Consider the following 21,820-nt stretch of genomic DNA (forward strand, 5'->3'; position numbering starts at 1 on the left):
GGGACGGGCTTGGACCTGAGATGAGTCATGTTCGCTCCTCGCTCGCGTTCAAGTGCGGAACGTGTATGTGTAGTCGACGAAGAGTGCCAAATCCTCCAGCCCGCCGAGATCGAGCACACCGTCTTTCACAAGCTGAGGGTTGTCGGCCGCGCTCACACTGAAGCTCACGGTGTCGAAAAGCGTACGGCCGCTCGGGGCGGCGAAAACCGCGCCGTCGGCGTTGCCATCCGCGTCGAGCTCGAAAAGGTGTCCGGCGCCGAGCCCCAACCAGTCGGCACGCACCTTCAGGCCGGCCGCGGCGCTGCCGCGGGACTGCAGAAAATAGCTGCGCAGTTGCGGATCCGCTTGGTTGAAGGGCAGCAAACCGACGTCGAGGGTCAGCTGAGCCTGGCCCTGGCTGCGTAGGAAGAACAACTCGTCTGGAGCGGTCAGGCGCAGCGCAAACGAGCGTGTCCCGCTGCCTTGCGCGGGCAAGGCAGCGACGATGCTGTGTTCCAGGCCCGGGTCGAAGAAGCCGTCGTAATACAGCACGAGCTGCACATCGAGGATCTGCCTGAGGTCGAAGGTGTTCGAGTGCTTCGGCACCTCGAGTTGCCAGACGGTGGCAATGCCGTTGTTCTCGAACAGGCGCAGCTCGTTCGTGCTGAGCTGGAAGACCACCGCGTCCTGCCGCACGTCGTAGTCGGTCAGCGGCATCACGTCGGCCGGGTAGAGCTGGTTGACCACCGTGCCGTCGCGGCGGCGGAACCTCGACAACCCGATATTGCGAAGCGTGCCATGCACGCCTTCGGTACCGGCCAGGCCGACGAACAGCAACTCTGCCTGCTTTACCTTCTGCAGGTAGAAGCCGGGGTATCGGCGGTCGAAGTGCTCCAGTGTGGTCTCGAACAGCGTGCGGCCCATGCGAAGAAGTTGGTCGAAGGCCATGGGAAAGTGATCTGCCAGCGAAAGCGTCTGCTTCATTGGCGCCTTCTTCGACTTGGTGCGCACGAAGTCGAGGCTGAAATAGTCGATGTCCAGCAGCAGCGCGTCGGCCGCCAGCAGACCATTGAGCTGGTCGAGGCCGTAGTCGAGCTTGATCTTGCGCAGGTCACGGCCGGTCTCGGCCTCGTAGGCTTTCTCCATCAGCACGGCTACCTCGATGGCCATGTCCTGGTAGCGCTGCGCTATACGTCGCGACTCGCGGGCCAGGTCGTACCACATGGTGGCGCTGAATTCGCGGCCCTTGAGAAAGGTAAGGTTCTCCTGAGCATACTGCGCCTGTAAGCTGGCGATTTGCACTCGCTGCTGTGACACGGCAACGCGTGCCTGCGCCTGCTCGACCTGCTGCTGCGCCATGCCGCGGTAAGCGTTGGCGGCGTCTATCTCATTCTGCATCCGCGCGGCCTCGAGGTCGTGGCTGATCTGCGATCGCCGGTTGGCCAGATCGAACAGCACATGGCTGCGCGGTTTGTTGTCAGCGCTGTAGTAGGTGGCGTGAACGACGTTGAGCCTGACCTCGTCGTTGCCGGTCGATCCGGCCCAAGCCTGCAGGCGTTCGAGTTCCTGCAGTTCCCAGCGAACAGCGTTGAAGCGGTCACGCATCTCGGTGGCGTTGTCACGCTGCACGGTGGCGTAGTTCAGCCCCGCGTTGGCCACGTCCACGCCTTCGCGCGTCTCAGCCAACCCACGTCGCTCAAGCTCCACCGACGCGGCAGCGACGCTGGCCTGCTGCGCCATCTGCTGTTCGCGGAGCGACTCGTTCTCGCCAGAGCTCTTGAACTGGATGTAGCTCTGCTCGACTTGCGCCGCGTGCTGAGCAAAATAGCGCGCCAGGTTCTGCAAATGCTCCCAGCTGAACGGTGGGACGTGCACTCCCATGCCGAGGAAGTTGAGTTCAGCCGCAATCTTGCGCAGTTGCATGCGGGCGCGTCCGAGCGCCATCGTGACGCGCGGGTTGTCGACGTTAGGTTGCCCCCCGACCAGCGTGGACTGTACGACGATCGCGGCGCGCGCCTTCATCGGCGTAAAGGTCGGATGCGCGTAAAGCGGCGAGGCGTCGTCAAGTGTGTCGTCCAGCCGTAGCACGCGTTCGTAGATATTCTTGGCCTCGCCGAAATCGGCCACCACATTCGCGGCGTCGCGGTACCGCCGGTCGCCCCAATCCAGATACAACTCCGCCAGACGCAGCCAGAGCACAACGGATTCCACCGCCAGATTGAGAAATTTGTACTTCAGCGTGCTCAGGTATTCGGCCTCGGCATCCTCGTAGGCACCGAGCGCTTCATGGCAATCACCGATAGCCATCGGCAGCACCCAGCCAACGATATGCGCCAAGTAGGCCACGGTCACCGTGTGGTGCGTGAGGTAGCCTGTCAACAGCGTGATGTCCTTGGTGTCGCGCAGGTTTTCGTAGAACTTCACCAAACCCGCAGATGCGCCACCGCCCACTGCGGCGGATACCGGCTTGAGCTGTTCGTTGTACACCGTCACGACCTTCGTCGATGCGCGCACAGCAAAGGTTTGTGCAGAGACCAACTGAACTGCGCCATCGAGGGCGGCGGAAGAGACCGCGCGCGACACTGCGCCCACGGCAGTGGAGGCCGTGGGGCGGGTGAGTGCACCCCCCGTGATGCGGGTGTTCGGCAGCAGGATTCCCACGCCAGGCCTCACGGGCCGGCTCGGCGTCGTCACGTTCGTGTCGAGCGCGAGCCGCCCTCTCGTGACTACTGGAAACACGGAGAACTTTATGCGCAACTCTTCGGCCTGTGCCAGAGTGCGCTTGGCTCCGTCGGCATCGCCGGCGCGGGTGCGCATCTCCGCCAGCACCTCCATGGCTTCGATCTGCGCTTCGTGCTTGCCGGCTGCGCCGAAGGCTTCGGCGCTCTGGGCCATCACTTGCACGGCTTGCGATGCCTCTCCGCTGCGCGCCTGTAGCACGGCTTGATCGTGCAGCAGCGCTGCGCGCAACTCGGCATCCTTAGCCTGGTCCGCGCCGCCGGCCGCTGCCTTCGCGGCGGCGGCGTAGTCGCCCCTTTCGAAGGCATTCTGCATCTCGGCCAACGGCACCCGCACGCCGGCATCGGCATCAGCCAATCCTGCGGCCTCAACCTGAGCGAAGAGCTTTGCGACCTCCGCATCCAGAGGAATGGACGACGAGAACGTATCGGGAATCGACCTCGTAAGCGCCGGGGTTCGGTCGAGCATCTCCGCGCTCTTCACCAGTATGGCTTCGGCCACTCCCGCGTCGGCGAGCTTGCGCCAATCTGCCTTGACGCCGACGAACGGAGGGATCTTCGGATAGAGCACCGCGCCGATGACGCCGCGCAAGCTTCGGTAGTCCTCCAGCGCTGCGGCTATCCGCCCCGACGCCATGAGTCGATGTGCGGCGGCAAGGCGATGTTGCACGTCGCGCTCAAACGCGGATTCGGGCGTGTCCACCTCATAGCTTGCTCTTGCCATCTCACGCGTGGCATCGACTATGAACGCATAGCGGTTCTCGTGCAGGTATGTCGGTGCCATGGGTTGCTCCTTCGCGGATCGGCCCAGTTGTAGACGCCTAGCCTCGGCCCTACAACCCTACAACTAGGGAGCATCTAAGAAATGAAGCTGGTGCAAGTTGCGCCCCCGATAGGCTGTGGCCTTTGAAATAAAGGCGATTCGATTCAATTCTCGAACTCGGGCATGAACCGCTGTACCAAGCGCATGATCGTCGTGTGGGCCGTCGAGACGGAGTGACCTGTCAAAGAGAAGACGCAATGCAGCGCCTCCTAGTGGGGGTGATCTCGGTTCTCGTGCATTTGTGGCGTTGCTGACTCGGCAGGCTCCGAGGCTGTCTGCGCAGCGTCTCGCCATCACGACGAACCGGCGCGCCACCTGCAAGCTTGCTGGGCAAGGGGGCCTTGTCGGATCAGCACCAGCGCGTGGCCGGTATCAGATTTACTTTCTTCGACGCCTACCTCACCAGGCGCGGCGAACAGACCAGAATCTCGCATTCGTCCATGACGGGAATGCCATGCGGCCCGGAATCCGGTTCCGATGGCCGTTGCATGTCGACATCCTCCGCCTCAAACGTCCACCGGCTGCACGTTGGTATTGATGTGCAGTTCCAACTGCGCATGCAGGACCTGAAAGCCCGGCAGGCGCGGCATCAACCATTTCATGGCGAAGGTCGGCGGCGCAATGCACAGAGCTTCCGGGCGGGCCATGAGGATCGCCGGGCGGCCACTTGTCGCCACATTGATCAGGAATGCATCTGCTGTTTCCCGTGGCGCTCAAAGTAGGCGACCAGGCTCATCAGTTCATTCTCGAACGCCGGCATTCCTGCGACAACGTTCTTCCAATTGCCACCCCGGCTGGCACGCTCGACGTTTTCGCAGGCGGACGCGAATGCAAGTGCGCCGACCATCTTGCCGGCACCCGCCATGCGGTGAGCGAACTGGGTGCTCTGTGCAGCGTCCTCGGCCGCCACCGCCTGCCGGAGCGCGGTCGAGTCGTCCTGGCAGGTCTGTCGGAAGGCCGCGAGAACCTCGGCCACCATCGACGCGTCGCCCGTGCATTTCGCAGTGAGGAGCGCCTCATCGATCGGACTGGGGGAGGGGGCGTCGTTCCGGCTCGCGCCGGCAGGTGCCGCGGGCGCCTGCGTTGCACCAGCAAGAGGCAGCCATCGATCGAGCTTTTCGCTGAGCTGTGCCAATTCGACCGGCTTGACGAGGAAATCATCCATGCCGGCGGCCAGGCACGATTCGGCCTCTCCCTGCATCGCATTCGCCGTGCAGGCGACGATTGGCACACGCTCGCGCCCCGCGTCGGACTCCAGCTCACGGATGCTGCGCGCCAGGTCGTAGCCGTCCATGTGCGGCATGTGGCAGTCGGTGATGACCAGCCCGAAACGGCCCGACTTCCACATCTCCAGGGCCTTCACGCCGTCGTCCGCGGTTTGGGCCGCGTAGCCGAGGGCGCGCACCTGGCGCATCAGCAGCATGCGGTTGACGGGGTGGTCATCGACCAGCAGCACCAGGGTTCCTTCGGTCTCGGCCTGCGCGGCGCTGGGTGCCATGCGGCGCGCGGCCGTAGCGACCGAGTGCGCACCCGCCGTCTCGTTGTCTCCACCCGGCGGCGCCTCGGCGATGGGCAGCGACAGTTCCAAGGTGATCGTCGTGCCCCTCCCGTGCTCGCTGTCGAGCCGGATCGAGCCACCCATCAACTGCGCCAGTTGCCGGGAGATGACCAGCCCCAGCCCGGTGCCGCTCGGCCTTCGCCGCGCTGCGTCGCCTTCCGCCTGGGTGAACGGCTGGAACAGGCGCTCCTGGTCTTCGGGCGAGATGCCGATGCCGGTGTCCTTCACTTCGAAGCGCAGGCGTTCCTGTCCGTCGGCGCGCCCCAGGCATTGCACGTTGATGTCGATCCAGCCCTCGGACGTGAACTTGATCGCGTTGCTGACGAAGTTGTTGAGGATCTGGCGCAGGCGCACCGGATCGACCCGCAGCGCCGGACTGATCCGCGTGTCGACCATGCGCCGCACGATCAGGCCCTTGCTGCTGGCGTTGCCCAGATAGATGCTGTGAACTTCCTCGATCAGGCGCTTGATCGAGACGACTTCCGGGCGGACCTCCAGCTTGCCGGCCTCGATCTTCGAGAAGTCGAGGATGTCGTCGATGACGCGCAGCAGCGACCGGCTCGATTCGCGCACGAGCCCCAGCGTCTCGCGCTGTTCGGTGTCGAGCTCGGACAGGCTCAGGAGCTCCAGCATGCCCAGCATGCCGTTCATGGGCGTCCTGATCTCGTGGCTCATGGTGGCCAGGAAGGTGCCCTTGGCGCGGTTGGCGGCTTCCACCTCGGCGCTCCGGTGCGCCAGGGCCGCGTTCAGCCGTTCGATCTCATGCTCCTTCTTCTTTCTCTCGGTCACGTCTTCCGACATGGTCAGCAGGTAGCGCGGCCGGCCGGCTTCATCGAGGATCGGAATCTTTTTCGCGTGGAGGATCCGCACGCTGCCGTCGTGTGCATGCAAGGTCTCCTCGGGGATGTCGACCTCGCGGCCCAGCGCCAGGGCCTCCTTGTCCTTGGCCGTGAAGAAATCGGCCTCCTCCTTGGAACTGACGAAGTCGTGAACCGTCTTGCCGAGCAGTTCCTTTTCGCTGCGCCCCGTCAGTTCCTCGAGGGCGCGGTTGACGCGCACGAGCTTCAGATCGACGGCGTCCTTGACCATGAACTGATAGGGGATCTGGTGAATCACCGAGTTCAGGAACGCATTGGCTGTCTCCAGTTCGGCGGTGCGCAGGCGCACGCGCGCTTCGAGCTCGGCGTTCAGGGCACGCAGCTTCTCTTCCGCCTGGCGCAGCGCCGCCCTCTGCCGTTGTTCCTCGAGCGCTCGCCGCACCGAGAAACCCAGCCGTCGCACCCGCTGCTTGAGGACATAGTCCGTGGCGCCGGCCTTCATGCATTCCACCGCCTCTTCCTCGGTCATCAACCTGTCGGAGATCACGATCAGCACAAGCTCCGGCTGCTGCTGCCGCACGTACTGCAGCATCTCCAGGCCGCCGACCTCGTAGTCGGACAGAACGAGGTCGAAGGCCTGCCGGTGCAGGTTGGCGATGAAGTCCTCTCTGGTTTGCACCCACACGATGTCGCAGGTGAGATCCTCGCCCTGCAGCCTGCCCCGGATCAGCTCCGCGTCGGCCGGGTCGTCCTCGAGATGCAGCACGCGAACGGCGTCGGTCATCTCGGCCCATCCTGCTCGTCGCGCAGCGACTCGACGACTTCCTTGAACTCCTCGCGATTGCGTTCGCTCAGCGCGGAGAGGGCCTCGTGCGCACGCAGGATCCGCCTCTGCATGGTGGCTTCGTCCCCACCCGTTCCCAGGGGGTGGAGCTCGGGCGCATCAGGCAGGTCATCGCGCATCGCGGCGAGTACCTGTTGCATGCTCAGCTCTTCGAACAGGGCGCGCACCGCCGGCCCCACGCCGGTGAGCGACACACCACCCCGCGCGACCAGTTCGTGCACCGTGCCGAGACAAGTGCTGTCCATGTACTCGCAACCGGACAGGTCCAGCACCAGGGGGCGGGCGGCGTCCAGAACGTTCAGCGCCGCCTCATGGAAGGCATCGCATTGCATCCAGGAGGCGCGGCCACGCAACGCAAGATAGGCGGCGCCGTCCGCCTCGCCATGGAAGACGACGTCGTCCTCGGGCTGCAAGGCGCCATGGGCATTGGCCGCGGGGACCTCGGCGCCGTTGTCGAACCACGAGGCGCCCGCATGCGCATCGATGAGCAGGATGGTCACGTCATCCCGATCCGCGACTGCCGGCGCTTCGCGGTGAAGATGGGCCATCATTTCCTGCGCGCTGGCGAGCGGCTTGGCGAGCACCTGTTGCAGAAGGTCCAGTTCGCGCTCCGACCCCGAGGGCAGGAGCCCGTCGGTGTAGAGCAGGATGCGGTCACCCGCCAGGAGCTGGAGGCGCTCCTGCTGGAACTGCGCGTCCGGCGCCAGCCCGAGCGCGGGCCCTGTTCTGCGAATCAGACGCGTCTCCCGACCATCGCGCGCGTGCAGCACGGGCGGATGGCCCGCCGACGCCAGAGTGAGGCTCGCATCCGACGAATCCAGCAGACCAAAGACGGCTGTCAGGAAGAGGCCCGGCGCGGCGTGCGCCTCGCAGATCGAGCGGTTCACCGCGGCCAACACCTCCGCCGGCGGCAGCGCGAGGCCCGTCGCCCGGTCCACCAGCACCAGCCGCTGCTTGAACAGCACCGACAGCATCGCCGAGGTCACCCCGTGACCGGTGGCGTCGGCCAGATAGAAGGCGAGGTGCCGCTCGCCCAGCCGCACCACGTCGTAGAGGTCGCCGCCTACGTGCTGCCCCGGCCGGTAGACCGCCTGGATGCAGTAGCCCTCCATCGGCGGCGGGCTGCGCGGCAGCAGCGCGCGCTGGATCACCTCCGCCCGCTCGAGGTCGCGACGAAGCACTTCGGAAGTCTCTTCGAGTTGGCGGACCTTGCGCTGCAGTTCCTGGTGCAGCCGCTCGCGTTCTGCCAGCAATTGCCGTCGTTCGAGCGCGTTGCGCACGGCGACGCCCATCTCTTCCAAGTGCGGCGACTTGGGCAGGAAGTCGAAGGCCCCGAGGCGGATCGCGGTCACGGCCGAATCGAAGGTTTCCAGCCCTGAAAGCACGATCCACATCACGTCCGGGACCGCCTGACGCCCCCAGCGCAGGAGTTCCAGCCCGTCCATGCGAGGCATCATGATGTCCGTCAGCACCAGGGCGATTTCCGGATGCTCGAGCAGGACTTTCTGAGCGGCGAGCCCGTCGGAGGCATCCAGGACCGGAGCGCAGCCGAGGTTCTCCAGCGACCGCTTCACCATCAGGCGGGTCACCGGCTCGTCGTCGACCACCAGCGCGACGGGAGAGGCAGGGTCGGGGTTCATCGCGTCTGCCAGCAGCAAGTGCTGTGCGGGAAGGATTCTCCGAGCCGCCGGGACGGTTGGCAAGCTCGAGGACCGCCTCGCGGTAGCCAATCCACGCATATCAGCATGATCAACCGTCGCTCACCGTCGCGTTCCCCATCCGGCATTCGCGAACGATTTTGCAATCCGGCACCCCGGAGAGACCGGCTCGCGCTCTTGACAGGATCAAGCCATATCAGCTCGTGGCTAGCCCGCCGTCGCCAAAACCCATTGACTGGGGGGTCTGTCTAACCCGCGCCTCCCGAGAGCCGAAAACTGAACGCAGGCCTGTCTCCTGCCTCTAAGTGGCGGGAGAGAACTTTTTAGGGGCCTCAACGTCCACGTCCCGGCTTGATTGCTTCGCGGGCGCGTTCCGCTGCGAGCTGCAACCGGTTGCCTTTGGATGGACCTCGATTGGCCGCTCGTCAGGGTAGTGAAATCGCAAGAGCTCATTGCTCCCTTTTTCCGTGGTCGCGAAGATGGCGGCTCAATCCAGTTCGAACAGCACGTCCTGCGCGCCTTCCCACAGCACCTTGGTGCCGAGCGCACGCAGGTTCTCCTTGCCTTCGACGATGGTCAGGAAGTGGTTGCCAGCGAGCTGGCCCATCTTGCTCGCGAAGCTGCAGGCGCCGTAGGCCAGGATGATCTCGGTCTCGCTGTAGCCGCCCGGGTAGAACAGGATGTCGCCCACCGACGGGTGGCTCGTGTGGTTCTCGAAGCCGACGCCGAGCTGGAACTCGCCCAGCGGCACCCAGCAGCCTTCGCCGCTCCAGCGCACGTGGATGAGCCGTTGCCGGTAAGGCAGCAGCTTGGAGAACGCCGCCACGGTGAGCGGTGCGTCGGGATGAGTGACGGCGACGAAGTCGAAGCCGCCGGCGGTGATCTTGATGCGGGTCATGTCTCGGTGTTTCCTGGGAGTCAGCCGCAACAGCCGCCCATGCGGCCGTCGCGATAGAAGGGGGCAAGGTCCTGGGCAAGCGCGTTCACGGTGGCGCGCCAGCCGCGGTGCGCGGCGTCGGCGGCCAGGGCGGCGCGCGTGCGCGCGAGCAACTCGGCGCGCAGCGCAGCCTCGTCGATGCCGGTCACCCGGCCTGCCTCGACCACGGTGCGGCCGCCGACGATCACGTCCGCGATGTGCGTGCCGTTGCCGCGCGCCAGCAGCAGGTCGAGCGGGTCCGTGTCGGCGAACAGGGCATCGTCATCGAGCGCGTCCCAGTCCAGCAGCACGATGTCGGCCGATGCGCCGGGGGCGATGCGGCCGCTCGACGGTGCGTCGGAGCCCGACACGCTGCGGGGGCCGTTTCGCGACGCGAAGCCCCAGAGCTGCCCGGGCGTCATCATGGTGTCGAAGCCCCAGCCGCGGTGCAGCGCGTAGGCGAGGCGCGCCTCGCGTAGCGCGTCGTCGTCCTCGTCGAAGGCCATGCCGTCCAGCCCCATGGCCACGCGGCAGCCCTGCTGGAGCATGTCGGGCAAGGGAGCGATGCCCGACTTCAGGCCCAGGTTCGAACTGGTGTTGACCGCGATGGTCGCGCCGCGTTCGGCAATCAGCGCCAGCTCATCCGGCCGCGCCCAGGCGCAATGCGCCAGTGTGAGGCGCGGGCTGAGCAGTCCGATGCCGTCGAGGAATTTCACGATGCCGTCCGGATGCACCCGGTCGGCCCATTGGCGCTGGTACTGGGTCTCCAGCAAGTGCATGTGCACCGGCCGGCCGGTGTCGGCCGAAGCCCGCGCGATGGCTTCGAGCAGCGGCGTGCTGCACCACTGCACGGCCGTGGGGCCGTACTGCACGGTGACGTGGTCGCTCCAGCCGTCTTCCTGCACGATCGCGGCGACCTCGTCGACCAGCGCGAGCTGCTGCGCGGGCGCGACCGGTTGCACGCCGAGCCGTTTCGCGACCGCGTCGCGGATGCCGGGGCGCAGCGCAGTCAGCACCGTGGCATCGTCGCAGTAGGCGATGCCGTTGCGGTCGCGGATCGCCACCGCGAAGCCGATGCGCACGCCGACATCGCGCGCGGCGCGTGCCACGGCGCGCGCCTCGTCCAGGTAGGGCATGCCGCCCTGCACGCGGGTGTAGTGAACCATCAGGTGCCCGACGCCGTTGCGCACCGAGCGTGCGAACGAGGTCGCGGCGCAGAGGTAGGGGTCCATGCTCGGCACCACGCCGAGAAAGGGCAGCCAGCTTTCCAGCGGCTGGTTGAACGCACCCAGCGTGGCGCTGCGAAATGTGCGCGCATGGTCGTGGGCGTTGGCGAGCGCCGGCAGTGCCAGCCTTCGACGGCCGCTGCCCGCGCCCGGCTGTGCCTCGATGGAAGCCACGCGCCCCTCCGACAGGCCGATACGCACATCGCGGCGCGCAGCCTCCTCGCCCGGGTCGGCCAGCAGCCAGGCGCAGTCGAGAAAGCTGGCGTCCGCTGCAGGCGTCGTCATGGGGCCGCCACCTTGCGTTCGGCCAGCGGCGGCAGGAAGCGGCGGTCGAAGACCTCGGCTGCGGTCGGCACGCGGGGCAGCTCGAATGCCTCCTGCACCTGGATGAGTGAGCGCGCGAAGCGCGCATCGCTCACGTCGCCCAGGCCGATGGCGGCGGCTTCGGGTGTGAGCATCACGGTCTTCAGCGTGTACATGAGTCGGCGCTTCTCCAGGTCCTTGTTCAGCAGCGGCTCGCGCTTCATGAGGGCGGCGATGGCGGCGTCGGGGTTGGCGATCGTATCGCGCAGGCCCTTGTGGATGGCACGCACCAGCCCCGCGACGGCCTGCGGGTTGTCCTTGATGAGCTTCTGCGACACCAGCACGCCATTGCCGTACAGCTCGACGCCGAGGTCGCCGTAGTGGAACCAGCGGATGTCCTTGTCGGGGTCGATGCCCTGCGCCACCAGGTTCATGTAGCTGGTGACCGAGAACACCGCGGAGCCGTCGACGTGGTCCTTCAGCATCATCTGCTCCTGCAGGTTCGGCGCCACGTTGGTCCACTTGACCTTGCCCGCATCGACGCCGCCCTTGCCCGCGATCACCGGGAACATCCGCGAGGCCGCGCCGCCGGCCACGGTGCCGAGCGTCTTGCCTTCGAGGTCCTTCAGCGTCCTGATCGGGCTGGTCGACTTCGCGATCAGCGCGAAGGGCGCGCGGTTGTAGATCATGTAGACCATCACCGGTGCCGTGCCCGGCTTGGCGACGGCGTTCTGGATGATCGCGTTGACGTCGCCGAAACCGGCCTGGTAGGCACCGGCCATCACCTTGGTCACGGCAGCGGCCGAGCCGTCGCCCTGGTCGATGGTGACGGCCAGCTTCTCCTGAGCGAAGTAGCCCTTGTCCTCGGCCAGGTAGTACCAGGCGTGGATGCCCTGCAGCTTCCAGTCGAGCACGAACTTGATGGGGGTGACGGGCTGCGCGACGGCCGGAACCGGCAGCCATGCGGCGAGCGAAGCCAGTGCGGCGAAGGCGATGGCCGCGGACCGGCGCGAGAGTCGATGGTGCATGGAGGCTCCAGGGTGGGATGAAGAGGGAAGGGGCCGCGGAGTGCTCATGCCATCGCCATGTCGGTCTTGCGCTGCGTCCAGCCGGTCATGCGCTGTTCGACCAGCGAGGACACGGCGTAGAGCGCCACGCCCATCGCGGCCAGCAGGAAGAGTCCGGCGAACACCATCGGCACGTCGAAGTTGCCGCTCGCGATCATCATCACGGTGCCGATGCCCTTGTTCGACGCCACGGTCTCGGCCAGCACCGTGCCGACGAAGGACAGCGTGATCGCGATCTTGAGCGACGCGAACAGGTAGGGCAGCGTGCGCGGCAGGCCGACGTTCCAGAGGATGTCGCGCTTGCGGGCGCCGAGCACGCGCAGCACGTCCTCCAGCTCGGGCTCGGTGCTGGCGAGCCCGGTCGCGACGTTGACCACCACCGGGAAGATGCTGATCACCATCGAGGTCAGGATCGCCGGAACCGTGCCGGCGCCGAACCACACCACGAAGAGCGGCACCACCGCCACCTTGGGGATGCTGGAGAAGCCGACCAGCAGCGGATAGGTCACGTCGTAGGCAAGCTTGGAGGAGCCGATGACGACGCCGATGACGATGCCCGCCAGCACGCCGAGCACGAAGCCGGCGAAGGTGGTGTAGAGCGTCTGCACCGCGTGCGGCCACAGCAGTGACATCTTCTCGATGAGCACGCTCGCGATCTGGCTCGGCCGCGGCAGGATCAGGTCGGACACGCCGAAGGCCAGGCAGACCAGCTCCCACAGCACGAAGAAGCCGATGAGCGCGCCGGCGGACAGCAGGCGCTGGCGGGTTCGAGGAGAGAGGTTCATGCCGTCACCTCTTCCAGCGTGGCGGTCGCCGTCGTGGTCGCGGCGGCAGCGGGTGGGGTCGCATCGCCATCGCGCCGTGCATCGGCGATGCGCATGCGCAGTTGCTGCACCAGCGTGGCGAACTCGGGCGCGTAGCTGCTCTCCAGCGTTCGCGGCCGGGCAAAGCCGACCTCGCGCGTCTCCAGGATGCGGCCGGGCCGCGAGCTCATCACGCAGATGCGGTTGGCGAGATAGGCGGACTCGCGCAGGTCGTGCGTCACCAGCAGCACCGTGGGGCGCCGGTCCATCCACAGCTTCTGCATGATGTCCCACAGCTCCTCGCGCGTGAACTGGTCGAGCGCGCCGAAGGGCTCGTCGAGCAGCAGGAGTTCGGGGTCGTGCACCAGCGCGCGGCACAGCGACGCGCGCTGTAGCATGCCGCCCGAGAGTTGCCAGGGCCGCTTGTCGCCGAAGCCCTTGAGGCCGACCTGCGCGAGCAAGGCCTCGACGCGGTCCTTGTACTCGCCATGCTTCTTCTTGCCGAAGTGCTGGCGGAACGGCTCGACGATCTTGAGCGGAATCATCACGTTGTCGCGGATGGTGAGCCACGGCAGCATGGTCGGGTTCTGGAACGCGAGGCCGATCCGCAGGCGCGGCGCCTGTGACGCATGCGTGCCGCCACCGGGCAGCGTCCCTGCAGCGCCGACCTCGCGGCCGCCCGCGATCACGGCGCCCGCGCTGGGCCGCAGGAGGCCGGCCACGAGTTTCAGGATGGTCGACTTGCCGCAGCCGCTCGGGCCGACGAGCGCCACGAAGTCGCCCTCGTCGATGCCGAGCGTCGTGTGGTCCAGTGCGATGGTGCCGCCGCCGTAGCGCAGCATCACGTCGGAGAGTTGGATGTAGGCGTTGCTCATGGCAGCTTTCAGAGGGATGGAATGGCGAAGATGGCTGCGACCGGCCCGCCGCCGGGCGGCCCCTGGTGCTCGGCACCGCCCGACACGTAGAGCGCCGTGGACCCGACCACCGAAGCCAGCACGCCGCCGACCGCCGCACGCGCGTGGCGCGTGGAGTTGATGTCGGAGTCGTTGAGCATGGTGTGGCGTGCCTCGCGCACGAGTCCGCCGGGGCTCGCCTCGGCCTTGGCCAGCAGGTTCACCAGCCGCGACGCGATGACGTCCGCATCGTCCTCCGGGTCGAGCCCGAAGCGCTCGCGCAGCATGCGGCGCACGCTGTTGCCGTCGATCGCGTCCTGCATCACCGTGTGCGCGATGCGGAAGCGGGAGGCGCTGCCGGCCGCCTCGCCGAGCACGATGACCACGTTGCCGTCCAGCTCGATGCCGGCCGAGGCCGAGGCCCGCGCCGAGAACAGCGCGCCGTCATGCAGGATCGCCGCGTCGTCGACGGCCGCGAACTCGCCCAGCGCGAGGCCGACGCCCAGCGCCGAGGCGCCACGCGACCAGCCCATCGACTCGTAGGTGTCGCGCGTGACGGTGGCCGCGCCGCGCTCCTGCGCCGCGCGGATCTTGGCCGACGTGAGCAACGGGCACTTGACCTGCACGAAGTGCACGTCCGCCGCGTCGTCGATGCCGGCGTCGCGCATCGCGGCCTTCACTGCCTCCGCAGTGGCCTCGACCTGCGCCATGCGCCCGAGCTCCTCCGCGGCGAAGTCGCGCGTGTGCGCGATGCCGACCACGAGGCGCTTCTCGTCCGTCAGGTCCGCCGCATGGGCGCGGCCGCGCGCGAACACCGTGAAGTGCGGCGACAGCACGCCTTCGGTGCCGCCCGACATCACGAGCGCCACGCGCTCATGCACCTGCGCGGCCGTGCAGTCGAGGTGAGGCGCCAGGAAGTGACACCAGGCCGTGGCCGCGAAATCGCGCGTGTGGTCGTTGACGCAGCCGTTGCCTTCGGTCTTTCCCATCACGGCGACGATCTGGCGGGGGTCGAGGCGCTTCGCATCGACCAGTGCCTGCACGCCCGACAGGTCGGCCGGCCCTTCACAGGGCACGCGGAACACGTCGACTTTCTGTGCGGCGCTCACAGGGCGTCCACCAGCGGCGCGGCGTTCGCCGGAATGCCCTCGGGCGCGTCGATGATGGCGCTGCTGTAGTGCTCCATGTTGCGCGGCTTCGGGGTCGGCATCTTCTGGATGCCCTTGACGGAACGGCCCCAGCCCGCCGCGTCGGCGACGAGCTTGCCGTCGCGCATCACGAAGCGCCCGCGCAGCAGCGTGTGCAGCGGGTAGCCTTGCACCGCCCGCCCGTTCCACGGCGAGATCTTGCTGATGCTCTGCAGCTTGTTCTGCGACAGCGTGCCCGCGCGCGCCATGTCGACGAAGGCAATGTCGGCATGCGCACCGGGCGCGATCACGCCCTTGGTGCCGTACAGCCCCCAGGCCCGGGCCGGCGCCACCGAACTCCACCGGACGTAGTCCATCAGCGAGGCGCGGCCGCGATTCACCTCGGTCAGCATCAGCGGCATCTGCGTTTCCACGCCCGGAAAGCCGCAGTCGCATTCCCAGATGCTCTCGCGCGTCTTCTCCTCGGGCGTGTGCGGCGCGTGGTCGGTCGCGATCATGTCCAGGGTGCCGTCCATCAGCGCGTCCCACAACGGCTGGTTGTGGCGGGCTTCGCGGATCGGCGGGTTCACGCGCATCACGCCGCCGAGCTTGAGCATGTGGTCGGTGTTGAGCAGCAGGTATTGCGGGCAGGTCTCTGCCGTGACGTCGACGCCGCGGCTCTTGAACTCGCGCAGCAGGTAGAGCGAATCCGCTGCGCTGTGGTGCGCGATGTGCACGCGCGCGCCGGTCCACTCGGCGAGCGTCAGCACGCGGTTGATCGCCTCGATCTCGGCCACCGCCGGCCGCGCCGCCAGGTGCGCCATCGAGTCGATGCGCCCGGCGTTCTGCAGGTGCTTTTGGCGGCGGAAGAGGATCGACGAGTTCTCCGCATGCACCACCGTGCGGATGCCCAGCGGCGCGAGGATCTCGAAGCCTTCGAGCAGCGCGCCGTCGGTCGGCGCCGGCAGGTTGCCGAAGGTGTTGCCGACGAAAGCCTTGAAGCTCGTCACGCCGGCATCGAGCAGCGCTTCGAGCTGGTCGATGCTCTCGTCGCCCAGCAGGCCGTGGATGCCGAAGTCGCAGTACGACGATTCGGCCGCCTTCAGCTTGATCCGGAGGGCCTCCACCGTGCCGGTCGGCGGGTTGGTGTTGGGCATCTCGAAGACCGTGGTCACGCCGCCCATCGCGGCAGCGGCGGACCCGGTCTTCCAGGTCTCCTTGTTCGGATAGCCGGGGTCGCGAAAGTGGACGTGGCTGTCGATGGCGCCGGGCAGCAGGTAGAGGCCGTCGGTGCGCATCTCGGCTTGCGCGGGCGGCATGGTGTCGTCGTGGCCGACGGCGACGATGTGCTCGCCGGCGATGGCCACCGAGGCTTCGATGATCTGGTCCGGCGACACCACGCGGGCGCCACGGATCACGAGGTCGACTTCTCTGGTCATGGGATGTCCTCGCGCGTTCAGAGTGCGGCCCAGCCGCCGTCGACGGGCAGGTCGACGCCGGTGATCTGGCGCGACACCTCGCTCGCCATGAACAGGCAGGCGTTGGCGATGTCGGCATCGGTGGAGACGCGCTTGAGCGCGTAGTCGGCGGCATGGCGCGTCATCGCTTCTTCGAGCGTGATGCCCATCTTCTCGGCCATGTTGGCGCACACCTTCTCGCGAAAGCGAGGGCCGTCCACCATGCCGGGCGCGACGTTGTTGACGTTGATGTTGTAGGGGCCGGCTTCGAGCGCAAAGCTCTTGGTGATGCCGCGCAGGCCCCACTTGGAAGCCGAGTACGCGAGCCGGCCGGCGCGCCCGCGCAGGCCGAAGGTGCCGCCGACGTTGACGATCTTGCCCCTGCGGCGCGCGATCATCGACGGCAGGATGGCGTGGATGGTGTTGAAGCAGCCGGTCATGTTGAGCTGCACGATCTCGTTGAATTCCTCGGTGGTGGTTTCCCAGCCGGTCTTGCCGATCGGGCCCGAGCCGCCGGCCACGTTGACCAGCACGTCCACATGGCCGAAGGCTTCGAGCGCATGCGCGGCCAGCGCCTCGGTCTGCGCGGCCACGGTCAGGTCGCAGGGCACCACGATGGCCTGCACGCCGAGCGCACGCGCCTCGGCGGCCACGGGTTCGATGGCGGCGGTGTCGCGGCCGGCCAGCACCAGCCTGGCGCCTTCGCGCGCGAAGGCGAGCGTCACGGCGGCGCCCATGCCCTTGGCGGGGCCGGTGATGAGGGTCACCTTGTCTTTCAGTTGCAAGTCCATGTGCAGGTCTCCTGTGCGGGGTCAGTTGGTGGTGGTGTTGGAGGGGCGATCGGCGCGTGCCGGCAGGAAGCTGCGGTCGAAGATCTCGCCCGGCTCGGGCGTGCGCGGCAGCGCGTTGGCTTCGACGACGATCGCGATGTCCTTGCCCAGGCGCGCGTCGTCGACGTCACCGAGGCCGATGCGCGCGATCTCGGGGTGGCTCATGTCGTTCTTCAGCGTGGCGAGCAGCTTTTCCTTCTCGACCTCACGCTTGAGCAGGGGCTCGCGCTTGATCGCGTAGTCGACGCCGGCATCCGGGTTCGCGATGACTTCCTTCACCGCGCGGTTGAGCGCCTTCACGAAGCCGGCCACGGCCTTCGGGTTCTGCTTCACGAAGCTCTTCGAGAAGAACACCGTGTTGGAGTACAGGTCCATGCCGTAGTCGCCGTAGCGGATGAAGCGCAGGTCCTTCGCCGGGTCGAGTCCCATGCCCTTGGCGCTGAAGCTGACGGTGGTGACGTAGCCGAAGCCGGCGTCGATCTGGCCGCGCGAGAGCATCTGCTCGCGCAGGTTGGGCGCCATGTTGGTGATGTTCACCTTGGCGGCGTCGATCCTGGCGATCTTGGCGAAGGCCGGGAACAGCTTGAGCGCGCCATCGTTGGCCGGCCCGCCCACGGTCTTGCCTTCGAGATCCTTCGGCGTCCTGATCGGGCTGTCGCTTTTCACCACGAGCGTGAACGGTGGCGTGTTGTAGAGCATGTAGACGCCCACCGGGGCGTCGGCCGGGCGCCTGGACGCGAGGTCGACCAGCGCATTGATGTCGCCGAAGCCGGCCTGGTAGGCGCCCGCAGCCACCTTCGGGATCGACGCGGCCGAGCCTTCTCCCTGGTCGATCGTGACGTCGAGCCCTTCTTCCTTGAAGTAGCCCTTGTCCTGCGCCAGGAAGAACCACGACTGCGGGCCTTCGTATTTCCAGTTGAGCACCACCTTGATCGGCACCTGCGCCGCGGAGGGCAGTGCGGCCAGCGCCAGCGCGAGGCCGCAGGCGGACAGCAGGGCGCGTGGGAAAGCGAATTTCATGGTCAGGACTCCTTGGGTCTGAAAGAAGAGGTGGAAGACGGGGCGGAAGAAGCGGCTGGAAGGGCGCGCAGCAACGAAGCGGCACTTGCGACGAAGCCGTGCAGCAACTGCACGATGTAGAGGACGCCCTTGGTCACGTAGGCCGGCGACGGCGTGCTACAGGCGTCCTGCAGCAGCACGCAGTCGTAGCCGAGGAAGTTGGCGTCCTGCAGCGTCGAGAACACGCAGCGGTCGGTGTTGATGCCGGCGAACAGCAGCGTGGTGATGCCCTGCTGGCGCAGCAGGGTGTCGAGCTCGTTGTCCCAGAAGCCGCTGAGGCGGTGCTTGTGCACGCCGATGTCGGATGGCGCCACGGACAGCTCGCCGATGACCTGTGCGCCCCACGAGCCCTGCACCAGCGAGGGGCCATGGTCGAGCGGCGAGTGCTCGGCATAGCCCACGCCATCGGCCGTGCGCTTGCCCTTGAATTGGACTGTGGGGCCGAGGTTGCGCTTGTCGGCGCGAATGCCCCAGTTGAGCCACACCACCGCGCCGCCCGCATCGCGCCAGGCGGGCAACAGCGCTTGCAGCATCGGGATCGGCTTGCGCGCGGCCTTGGTGCCCAGGCCCTTCTGCGCGAACCAGCCTTCGGCGTGGCAGAAGTCGTTCTGCATGTCAACGACGAGCAGCGCGGTGCGCGCCAGGTCGATCTCGACGGCCTGTGGCGCGGCATCGGCGATCAGCAACGGCCGCGGCTTGCGTGCCTTGCGCACGAAGCTCACGCGGTTTCCGTCCTGCAAGTGCCAGGCGTTGTGCGCGGCCGGGCCGAACGATGCACTCGATGGAGGCAGGTTGGGCGCCAATCTGGGGCGTGAGGGACGCGATGGGGCTTTCATGCCCGATGTCATGCACGCGACGTGCCCGACAGTGCACCGCTCCGACGCTTTATCGCGCTTGCTGCGTTGCCGAAACGGCAACGCTTATTCGAGGCACGATCGTTGCAAGATGCGCCGCATGAACCATTTGCGTCTTCTGCGCTACGTGGACGAAGTGGCGCGCGTGGGCTCGATACGCCAGGCGGCCGAGCGGCTGCACGTCGCGCCCTCCGCGGTGAACCGCCGCATCCAGGACATCGAGGACGAGCTCGGCACGCCGGTTTTCGAGCGGCTGCCGCGCGGCATGCGGCTGACGGCGGCCGGCGAGCTGTTCGTGCGCTACATCCGCGGCCGCGCCGCCGACCTGGAGCGCGTCCGCTCGGAGATCGAGGAGCTGCAGGGCCTGCGGCGCGGAAGCGTGCGCCTGGTGGCGAGCCAGGCGCTGGCGCCGAGGTTCCTGCCGGGGGTGATCAGCGACTTCCGGAAGACGCATCCGCTGGTCGCCTTCGACATCCACATCGGCGACCACGTGCAGGCCGCACGCGCGCTGCGCAGCTTCGAGACCGACTTGGCGCTGGTGTTCAACCTGGCGCCAGAGGCCGACATCCAGCGCGCGATCGTGATCGAGCAGAAGCTCATGGCGATCCTGCATGCAAGGCATCCGCTCGCCGCCGGCAGCGCGTCATCACTGCGCCTGCGCGACTGCGCCGAGTACCCGGTGGTGCTGCCGAACCGCGACACCGGAGGTCGTCAGTTGCTGGAACGTTTCCTGGCGCGCAGTTCGACGAAGCTCAACGCCATGGTGGAAAGCAACAGCTTCGAGTTTCTGCGCGGCTGCCTGGATGACCGGCGGTCGATCTCGTTCCAGATGGCCATCGGCGCCGCTTGGGACGACCGCGACATTGTGGCGCGCGACATCGAGGATCGCGGGTTTCCCAGAGGGGAGATGGTGCTCGCAAGCTTGCGGGGAAGACAACTTCCGGTGATCGCTTATGCGTTTGCGGAGTTTTTGCGGAAGAGATTGGGGAATCTGGGGGGTTAGGAAGCCACGTCGGAGACAGCGTGGGCACCCGTCGCTAAGAACGACATGCACTGGTTTGCGCGGATGCGAAGTACCAGATTTACTTTCCATTTTTTGCGACGGCAAATCTGCGACTACGAAAGCAACCCTCAAAGGCAAACGGCGCGCGTGGCCGGTATCAGATTGGCTTTCTTCTACGACTTCCGGATGCTTTCCATTTTCGGCGCGGCAGCCAGGAGACTCACTCAACCAGAGCATCGGCGCGCAACAGCAGGCCTTTCTGGAGGACCAACCCGATCGCCTTGGCAGTCCTGGGGTTGATGACCAATTCGAACGTCGTGGGTTGCTCCACAGGCAAATCCCCGGGGTGCGCGCCTTTGAGAATCTTGTCGACGTAGCTTGCTGCCCTGTAAAACTGCTCCCCCAGGTTCGGGCCGTAGCTCATCAACGCGCCGACCTGAACGGGTTCCCGGGTCGAGAACAGCGTGGGCAATTTCTGCTGGACGGCAAGTTCGGCGATCCTTCGCGCCTCTGAGAAGAACAACCCGTCCCCAAGCACGATCAGGGCTTGCACCCGATCTTGTTCTTGCTTGATCAAGTTGAAGACAGCCTCGATCTGCTGGGCGCTCGCCGCTTGGAGCGGAAGGACCCGTATCGCCTTCCGGGCAGCCACCTGGATGTTTCTCAAGTACACAGGATGGCCCGGATGACCCGGATTCATCAGGACGGCCACGGTTGAGAGGCGCGGAATCGCATCGCGCAGAAACTCCAGGTACTTGTAGCTGAGGTCGCCGCCGACGCTCGACACCCCGGTCACGTTGCCTCCCGGCCGCGACAGACTCTGAACAAAGCCGAACATGAGGGGATCGCCGCTCGCTGCGAAGACGATGGGCAGGGTCGTCGTAGCTTGCCGCATGACCCGGATGGCTGCGGGTCCCGCGGCCACGATCACATCCGGTTTCTCCTTCAACAACTCTGCCGCGAGATCGGGAAGTCGCGCGTACTCGCTCTCTGCCCATCGGGGCTCGATGACGATGTTCCGGCCTTCGACGTATCCAAGGTCACGCAGGCCCGCCCGCAGTCGCTCCAGCCGGACGCTTGCGATGCTCGCCGAGGTGGTGTCCAGGTATCCAATGCGCAACACCTTCGATGATGGTCGTTGCGCGAGCGCGGCGTGCGAGACACAGGCTGCACCGATCGCGAGCGCCACGAGGTTTCTTCTGAGTCTGGTCACTCCGCGGGATCCTTGTTCTCCGTCACCCGGAGTGAAGCCAGTATCGTCCGCAGCCAGCCTTCACGCTAGCGCTCACGCGGTATTTGAGGTGGACTCAATGCGGCTCTGGTGCAAACTTTCGACGTGGCTTAAGTGACACCGCCAGAGTGTGCTGGGCAGGTCATGCCGAAAACACGGCATCCCAAACCGCGGCCGAAGGCCGCTCACCTCCGAAAAAAGCGACTGGGCGGGCAAGTTCGAAAGACCTTGATGCGCTCTCTGATCGAAACTGACGAGACAGGCGTCCTTGATCTGCACGCCTTGAGCAAGGCGCGCTCGAATTCCTTGACGTCGAACTGCCTGGGATGGATTGTCCCGGCGCCCCTTTTTGGATCCTTGGAGGCTTGTTCTGGTTTGTTCGCGACGGCGTGCAGCGACGGTTAATCAACGATTCGACACCCTGACAGTCTTTTTCGCCTGCTTCACCGCGGGTGGGTCGTTCTTCTTTTTCTTCTTGGCGACTGTTCCTTCGCCGGAGCCTTCTTCTCGGAATGGCTTGCTGGGCCCTTGCGTTGGCGCCGTCATCTGCGCGGAGTGCGGCGGCTGCGGCGGCAGTCCTGAAATGCTCGTCGGCGCTGCTCCGAGCGTGTGCAGGTCTGCGTGAAGTCGCTG

16 protein-coding genes are annotated in these 21,820 nt (G+C 66.4%); 1 reads left to right on the top strand and 15 read right to left on the bottom strand.

Annotation, left to right across the window (positions count from 1 at the left end; genetic code table 11):
- Positions 1-48: 48 nt before the first annotated feature.
- From QTI24_RS24695 to QTI24_RS24760, 14 genes are all read right to left on the bottom strand, one after another.
- On the bottom strand, positions 49-3,501 hold the full coding sequence (locus tag QTI24_RS24695; RefSeq protein ID WP_286604005.1) for a Tc toxin subunit A-related protein: 3,453 nt from the start codon (positions 3,499-3,501) through the stop codon (positions 49-51).
- A gap of 545 nt (positions 3,502-4,046) precedes the next feature.
- Positions 4,047-4,187 (bottom strand): hypothetical protein, encoded by a 141-nt coding sequence (locus QTI24_RS24700; protein ID WP_286604006.1) that lies wholly within the window; start codon positions 4,185-4,187, stop codon positions 4,047-4,049.
- Between the two features lie 35 nt (positions 4,188-4,222).
- Positions 4,223-6,700 (bottom strand): response regulator, encoded by a 2,478-nt coding sequence (locus QTI24_RS24705; RefSeq protein ID WP_286604007.1) that lies wholly within the window; start codon positions 6,698-6,700, stop codon positions 4,223-4,225.
- Complete coding sequence (locus QTI24_RS24710; RefSeq protein WP_286604008.1) at positions 6,697-8,367, bottom strand: SpoIIE family protein phosphatase; 1,671 nt, start codon at positions 8,365-8,367, stop codon at positions 6,697-6,699. Before QTI24_RS24710 ends, QTI24_RS24705 begins: the two co-directional genes overlap by 4 nt.
- Before the next feature lie 538 nt (positions 8,368-8,905).
- On the bottom strand, positions 8,906-9,316 hold the full coding sequence (locus tag QTI24_RS24715; protein ID WP_286604010.1) for a DUF3830 family protein: 411 nt from the start codon (positions 9,314-9,316) through the stop codon (positions 8,906-8,908).
- Positions 9,317-9,336: 20 nt separating this feature from the next.
- A complete protein-coding gene (locus tag QTI24_RS24720) occupies positions 9,337-10,845 on the bottom strand; it encodes an amidohydrolase family protein (protein WP_286604011.1) in 1,509 nt (502 codons plus the stop codon).
- Complete coding sequence (locus QTI24_RS24725) at positions 10,842-11,891, bottom strand: ABC transporter substrate-binding protein (RefSeq protein ID WP_286604012.1); 1,050 nt, start codon at positions 11,889-11,891, stop codon at positions 10,842-10,844. The genes QTI24_RS24720 and QTI24_RS24725 overlap by 4 nt, the downstream gene beginning before the upstream one ends.
- 44 nt (positions 11,892-11,935) lie before the next feature.
- Positions 11,936-12,715, bottom strand: coding sequence for an ABC transporter permease (locus tag QTI24_RS24730; protein WP_286604014.1), 780 nt, complete (start codon positions 12,713-12,715; stop codon positions 11,936-11,938).
- Complete coding sequence (locus QTI24_RS24735) at positions 12,712-13,608, bottom strand: ABC transporter ATP-binding protein (RefSeq protein ID WP_286604015.1); 897 nt, start codon at positions 13,606-13,608, stop codon at positions 12,712-12,714. Before QTI24_RS24735 ends, QTI24_RS24730 begins: the two co-directional genes overlap by 4 nt.
- An 8-nt stretch (positions 13,609-13,616) precedes the next feature.
- On the bottom strand, positions 13,617-14,735 hold the full coding sequence (gene atzD / locus QTI24_RS24740; RefSeq protein WP_286604016.1) for a cyanuric acid amidohydrolase: 1,119 nt from the start codon (positions 14,733-14,735) through the stop codon (positions 13,617-13,619).
- A complete protein-coding gene (gene allB / locus QTI24_RS24745; RefSeq protein WP_286604017.1) occupies positions 14,732-16,192 on the bottom strand; it encodes an allantoinase AllB in 1,461 nt (486 codons plus the stop codon). The genes atzD and allB overlap by 4 nt, the downstream gene beginning before the upstream one ends.
- Positions 16,193-16,209: 17 nt before the next feature.
- Positions 16,210-17,001 (bottom strand): SDR family NAD(P)-dependent oxidoreductase, encoded by a 792-nt coding sequence (locus QTI24_RS24750; protein WP_286604018.1) that lies wholly within the window; start codon positions 16,999-17,001, stop codon positions 16,210-16,212.
- Positions 17,002-17,022: 21 nt separating this feature from the next.
- A complete protein-coding gene (locus QTI24_RS24755; RefSeq protein ID WP_286604019.1) occupies positions 17,023-18,060 on the bottom strand; it encodes an ABC transporter substrate-binding protein in 1,038 nt (345 codons plus the stop codon).
- A 2-nt stretch (positions 18,061-18,062) separates the two neighbouring features.
- Positions 18,063-18,935 (bottom strand): cysteine hydrolase family protein, encoded by an 873-nt coding sequence (locus tag QTI24_RS24760; protein WP_286604020.1) that lies wholly within the window; start codon positions 18,933-18,935, stop codon positions 18,063-18,065.
- Between the two features lie 118 nt (positions 18,936-19,053).
- Between QTI24_RS24760 and QTI24_RS24765 the strand changes: the two genes are divergently transcribed.
- Entirely contained in the window at positions 19,054-19,956 is a 903-nt protein-coding gene (locus QTI24_RS24765; protein WP_286604022.1) for a LysR family transcriptional regulator, read from the top strand.
- 220 nt (positions 19,957-20,176) lie between these two features.
- On the opposite strand, the gene QTI24_RS24770 is transcribed toward QTI24_RS24765, so the two are convergent.
- Positions 20,177-21,145 carry an ABC transporter substrate-binding protein gene (locus QTI24_RS24770; RefSeq protein ID WP_286604023.1) on the bottom strand — a complete coding sequence of 323 codons (969 nt, stop codon included), beginning with the start codon at positions 21,143-21,145 and terminating at the stop codon, positions 20,177-20,179.
- Positions 21,146-21,820 lie beyond the last annotated feature (675 nt).

Source organism: Variovorax sp. J22P240, assembly GCF_030316855.1.
Classification (GTDB): domain Bacteria; phylum Pseudomonadota; class Gammaproteobacteria; order Burkholderiales; family Burkholderiaceae_C; genus Variovorax.

Bases quoted from the DNA above. Each gene is read 5' to 3' on its own strand.
- QTI24_RS24695 (WP_286604005.1), bottom strand. From the start codon at position 3,501: ATGGCACCGACATACCTGCACGAGAACCGCTATGCGTTCATAGTCGAT.
- QTI24_RS24700 (WP_286604006.1), bottom strand. From the start codon at position 4,187: ATGGCCCGCCCGGAAGCTCTGTGCATTGCGCCGCCGACCTTCGCCATG.
- QTI24_RS24705 (WP_286604007.1), bottom strand. From the start codon at position 6,700: ATGACCGACGCCGTTCGCGTGCTGCATCTCGAGGACGACCCGGCCGAC.
- QTI24_RS24715 (WP_286604010.1), bottom strand. From the start codon at position 9,316: ATGACCCGCATCAAGATCACCGCCGGCGGCTTCGACTTCGTCGCCGTC.
- QTI24_RS24720 (WP_286604011.1), bottom strand. From the start codon at position 10,845: ATGACGACGCCTGCAGCGGACGCCAGCTTTCTCGACTGCGCCTGGCTG.
- QTI24_RS24725 (WP_286604012.1), bottom strand. From the start codon at position 11,891: ATGCACCATCGACTCTCGCGCCGGTCCGCGGCCATCGCCTTCGCCGCA.
- QTI24_RS24730 (WP_286604014.1), bottom strand. From the start codon at position 12,715: ATGAACCTCTCTCCTCGAACCCGCCAGCGCCTGCTGTCCGCCGGCGCG.
- QTI24_RS24735 (WP_286604015.1), bottom strand. From the start codon at position 13,608: ATGAGCAACGCCTACATCCAACTCTCCGACGTGATGCTGCGCTACGGC.
- allB (WP_286604017.1), bottom strand. From the start codon at position 16,192: ATGACCAGAGAAGTCGACCTCGTGATCCGTGGCGCCCGCGTGGTGTCG.
- QTI24_RS24750 (WP_286604018.1), bottom strand. From the start codon at position 17,001: ATGGACTTGCAACTGAAAGACAAGGTGACCCTCATCACCGGCCCCGCC.
- QTI24_RS24755 (WP_286604019.1), bottom strand. From the start codon at position 18,060: ATGAAATTCGCTTTCCCACGCGCCCTGCTGTCCGCCTGCGGCCTCGCG.
- QTI24_RS24760 (WP_286604020.1), bottom strand. From the start codon at position 18,935: ATGAAAGCCCCATCGCGTCCCTCACGCCCCAGATTGGCGCCCAACCTG.
- QTI24_RS24765 (WP_286604022.1), top strand. From the start codon at position 19,054: ATGAACCATTTGCGTCTTCTGCGCTACGTGGACGAAGTGGCGCGCGTG.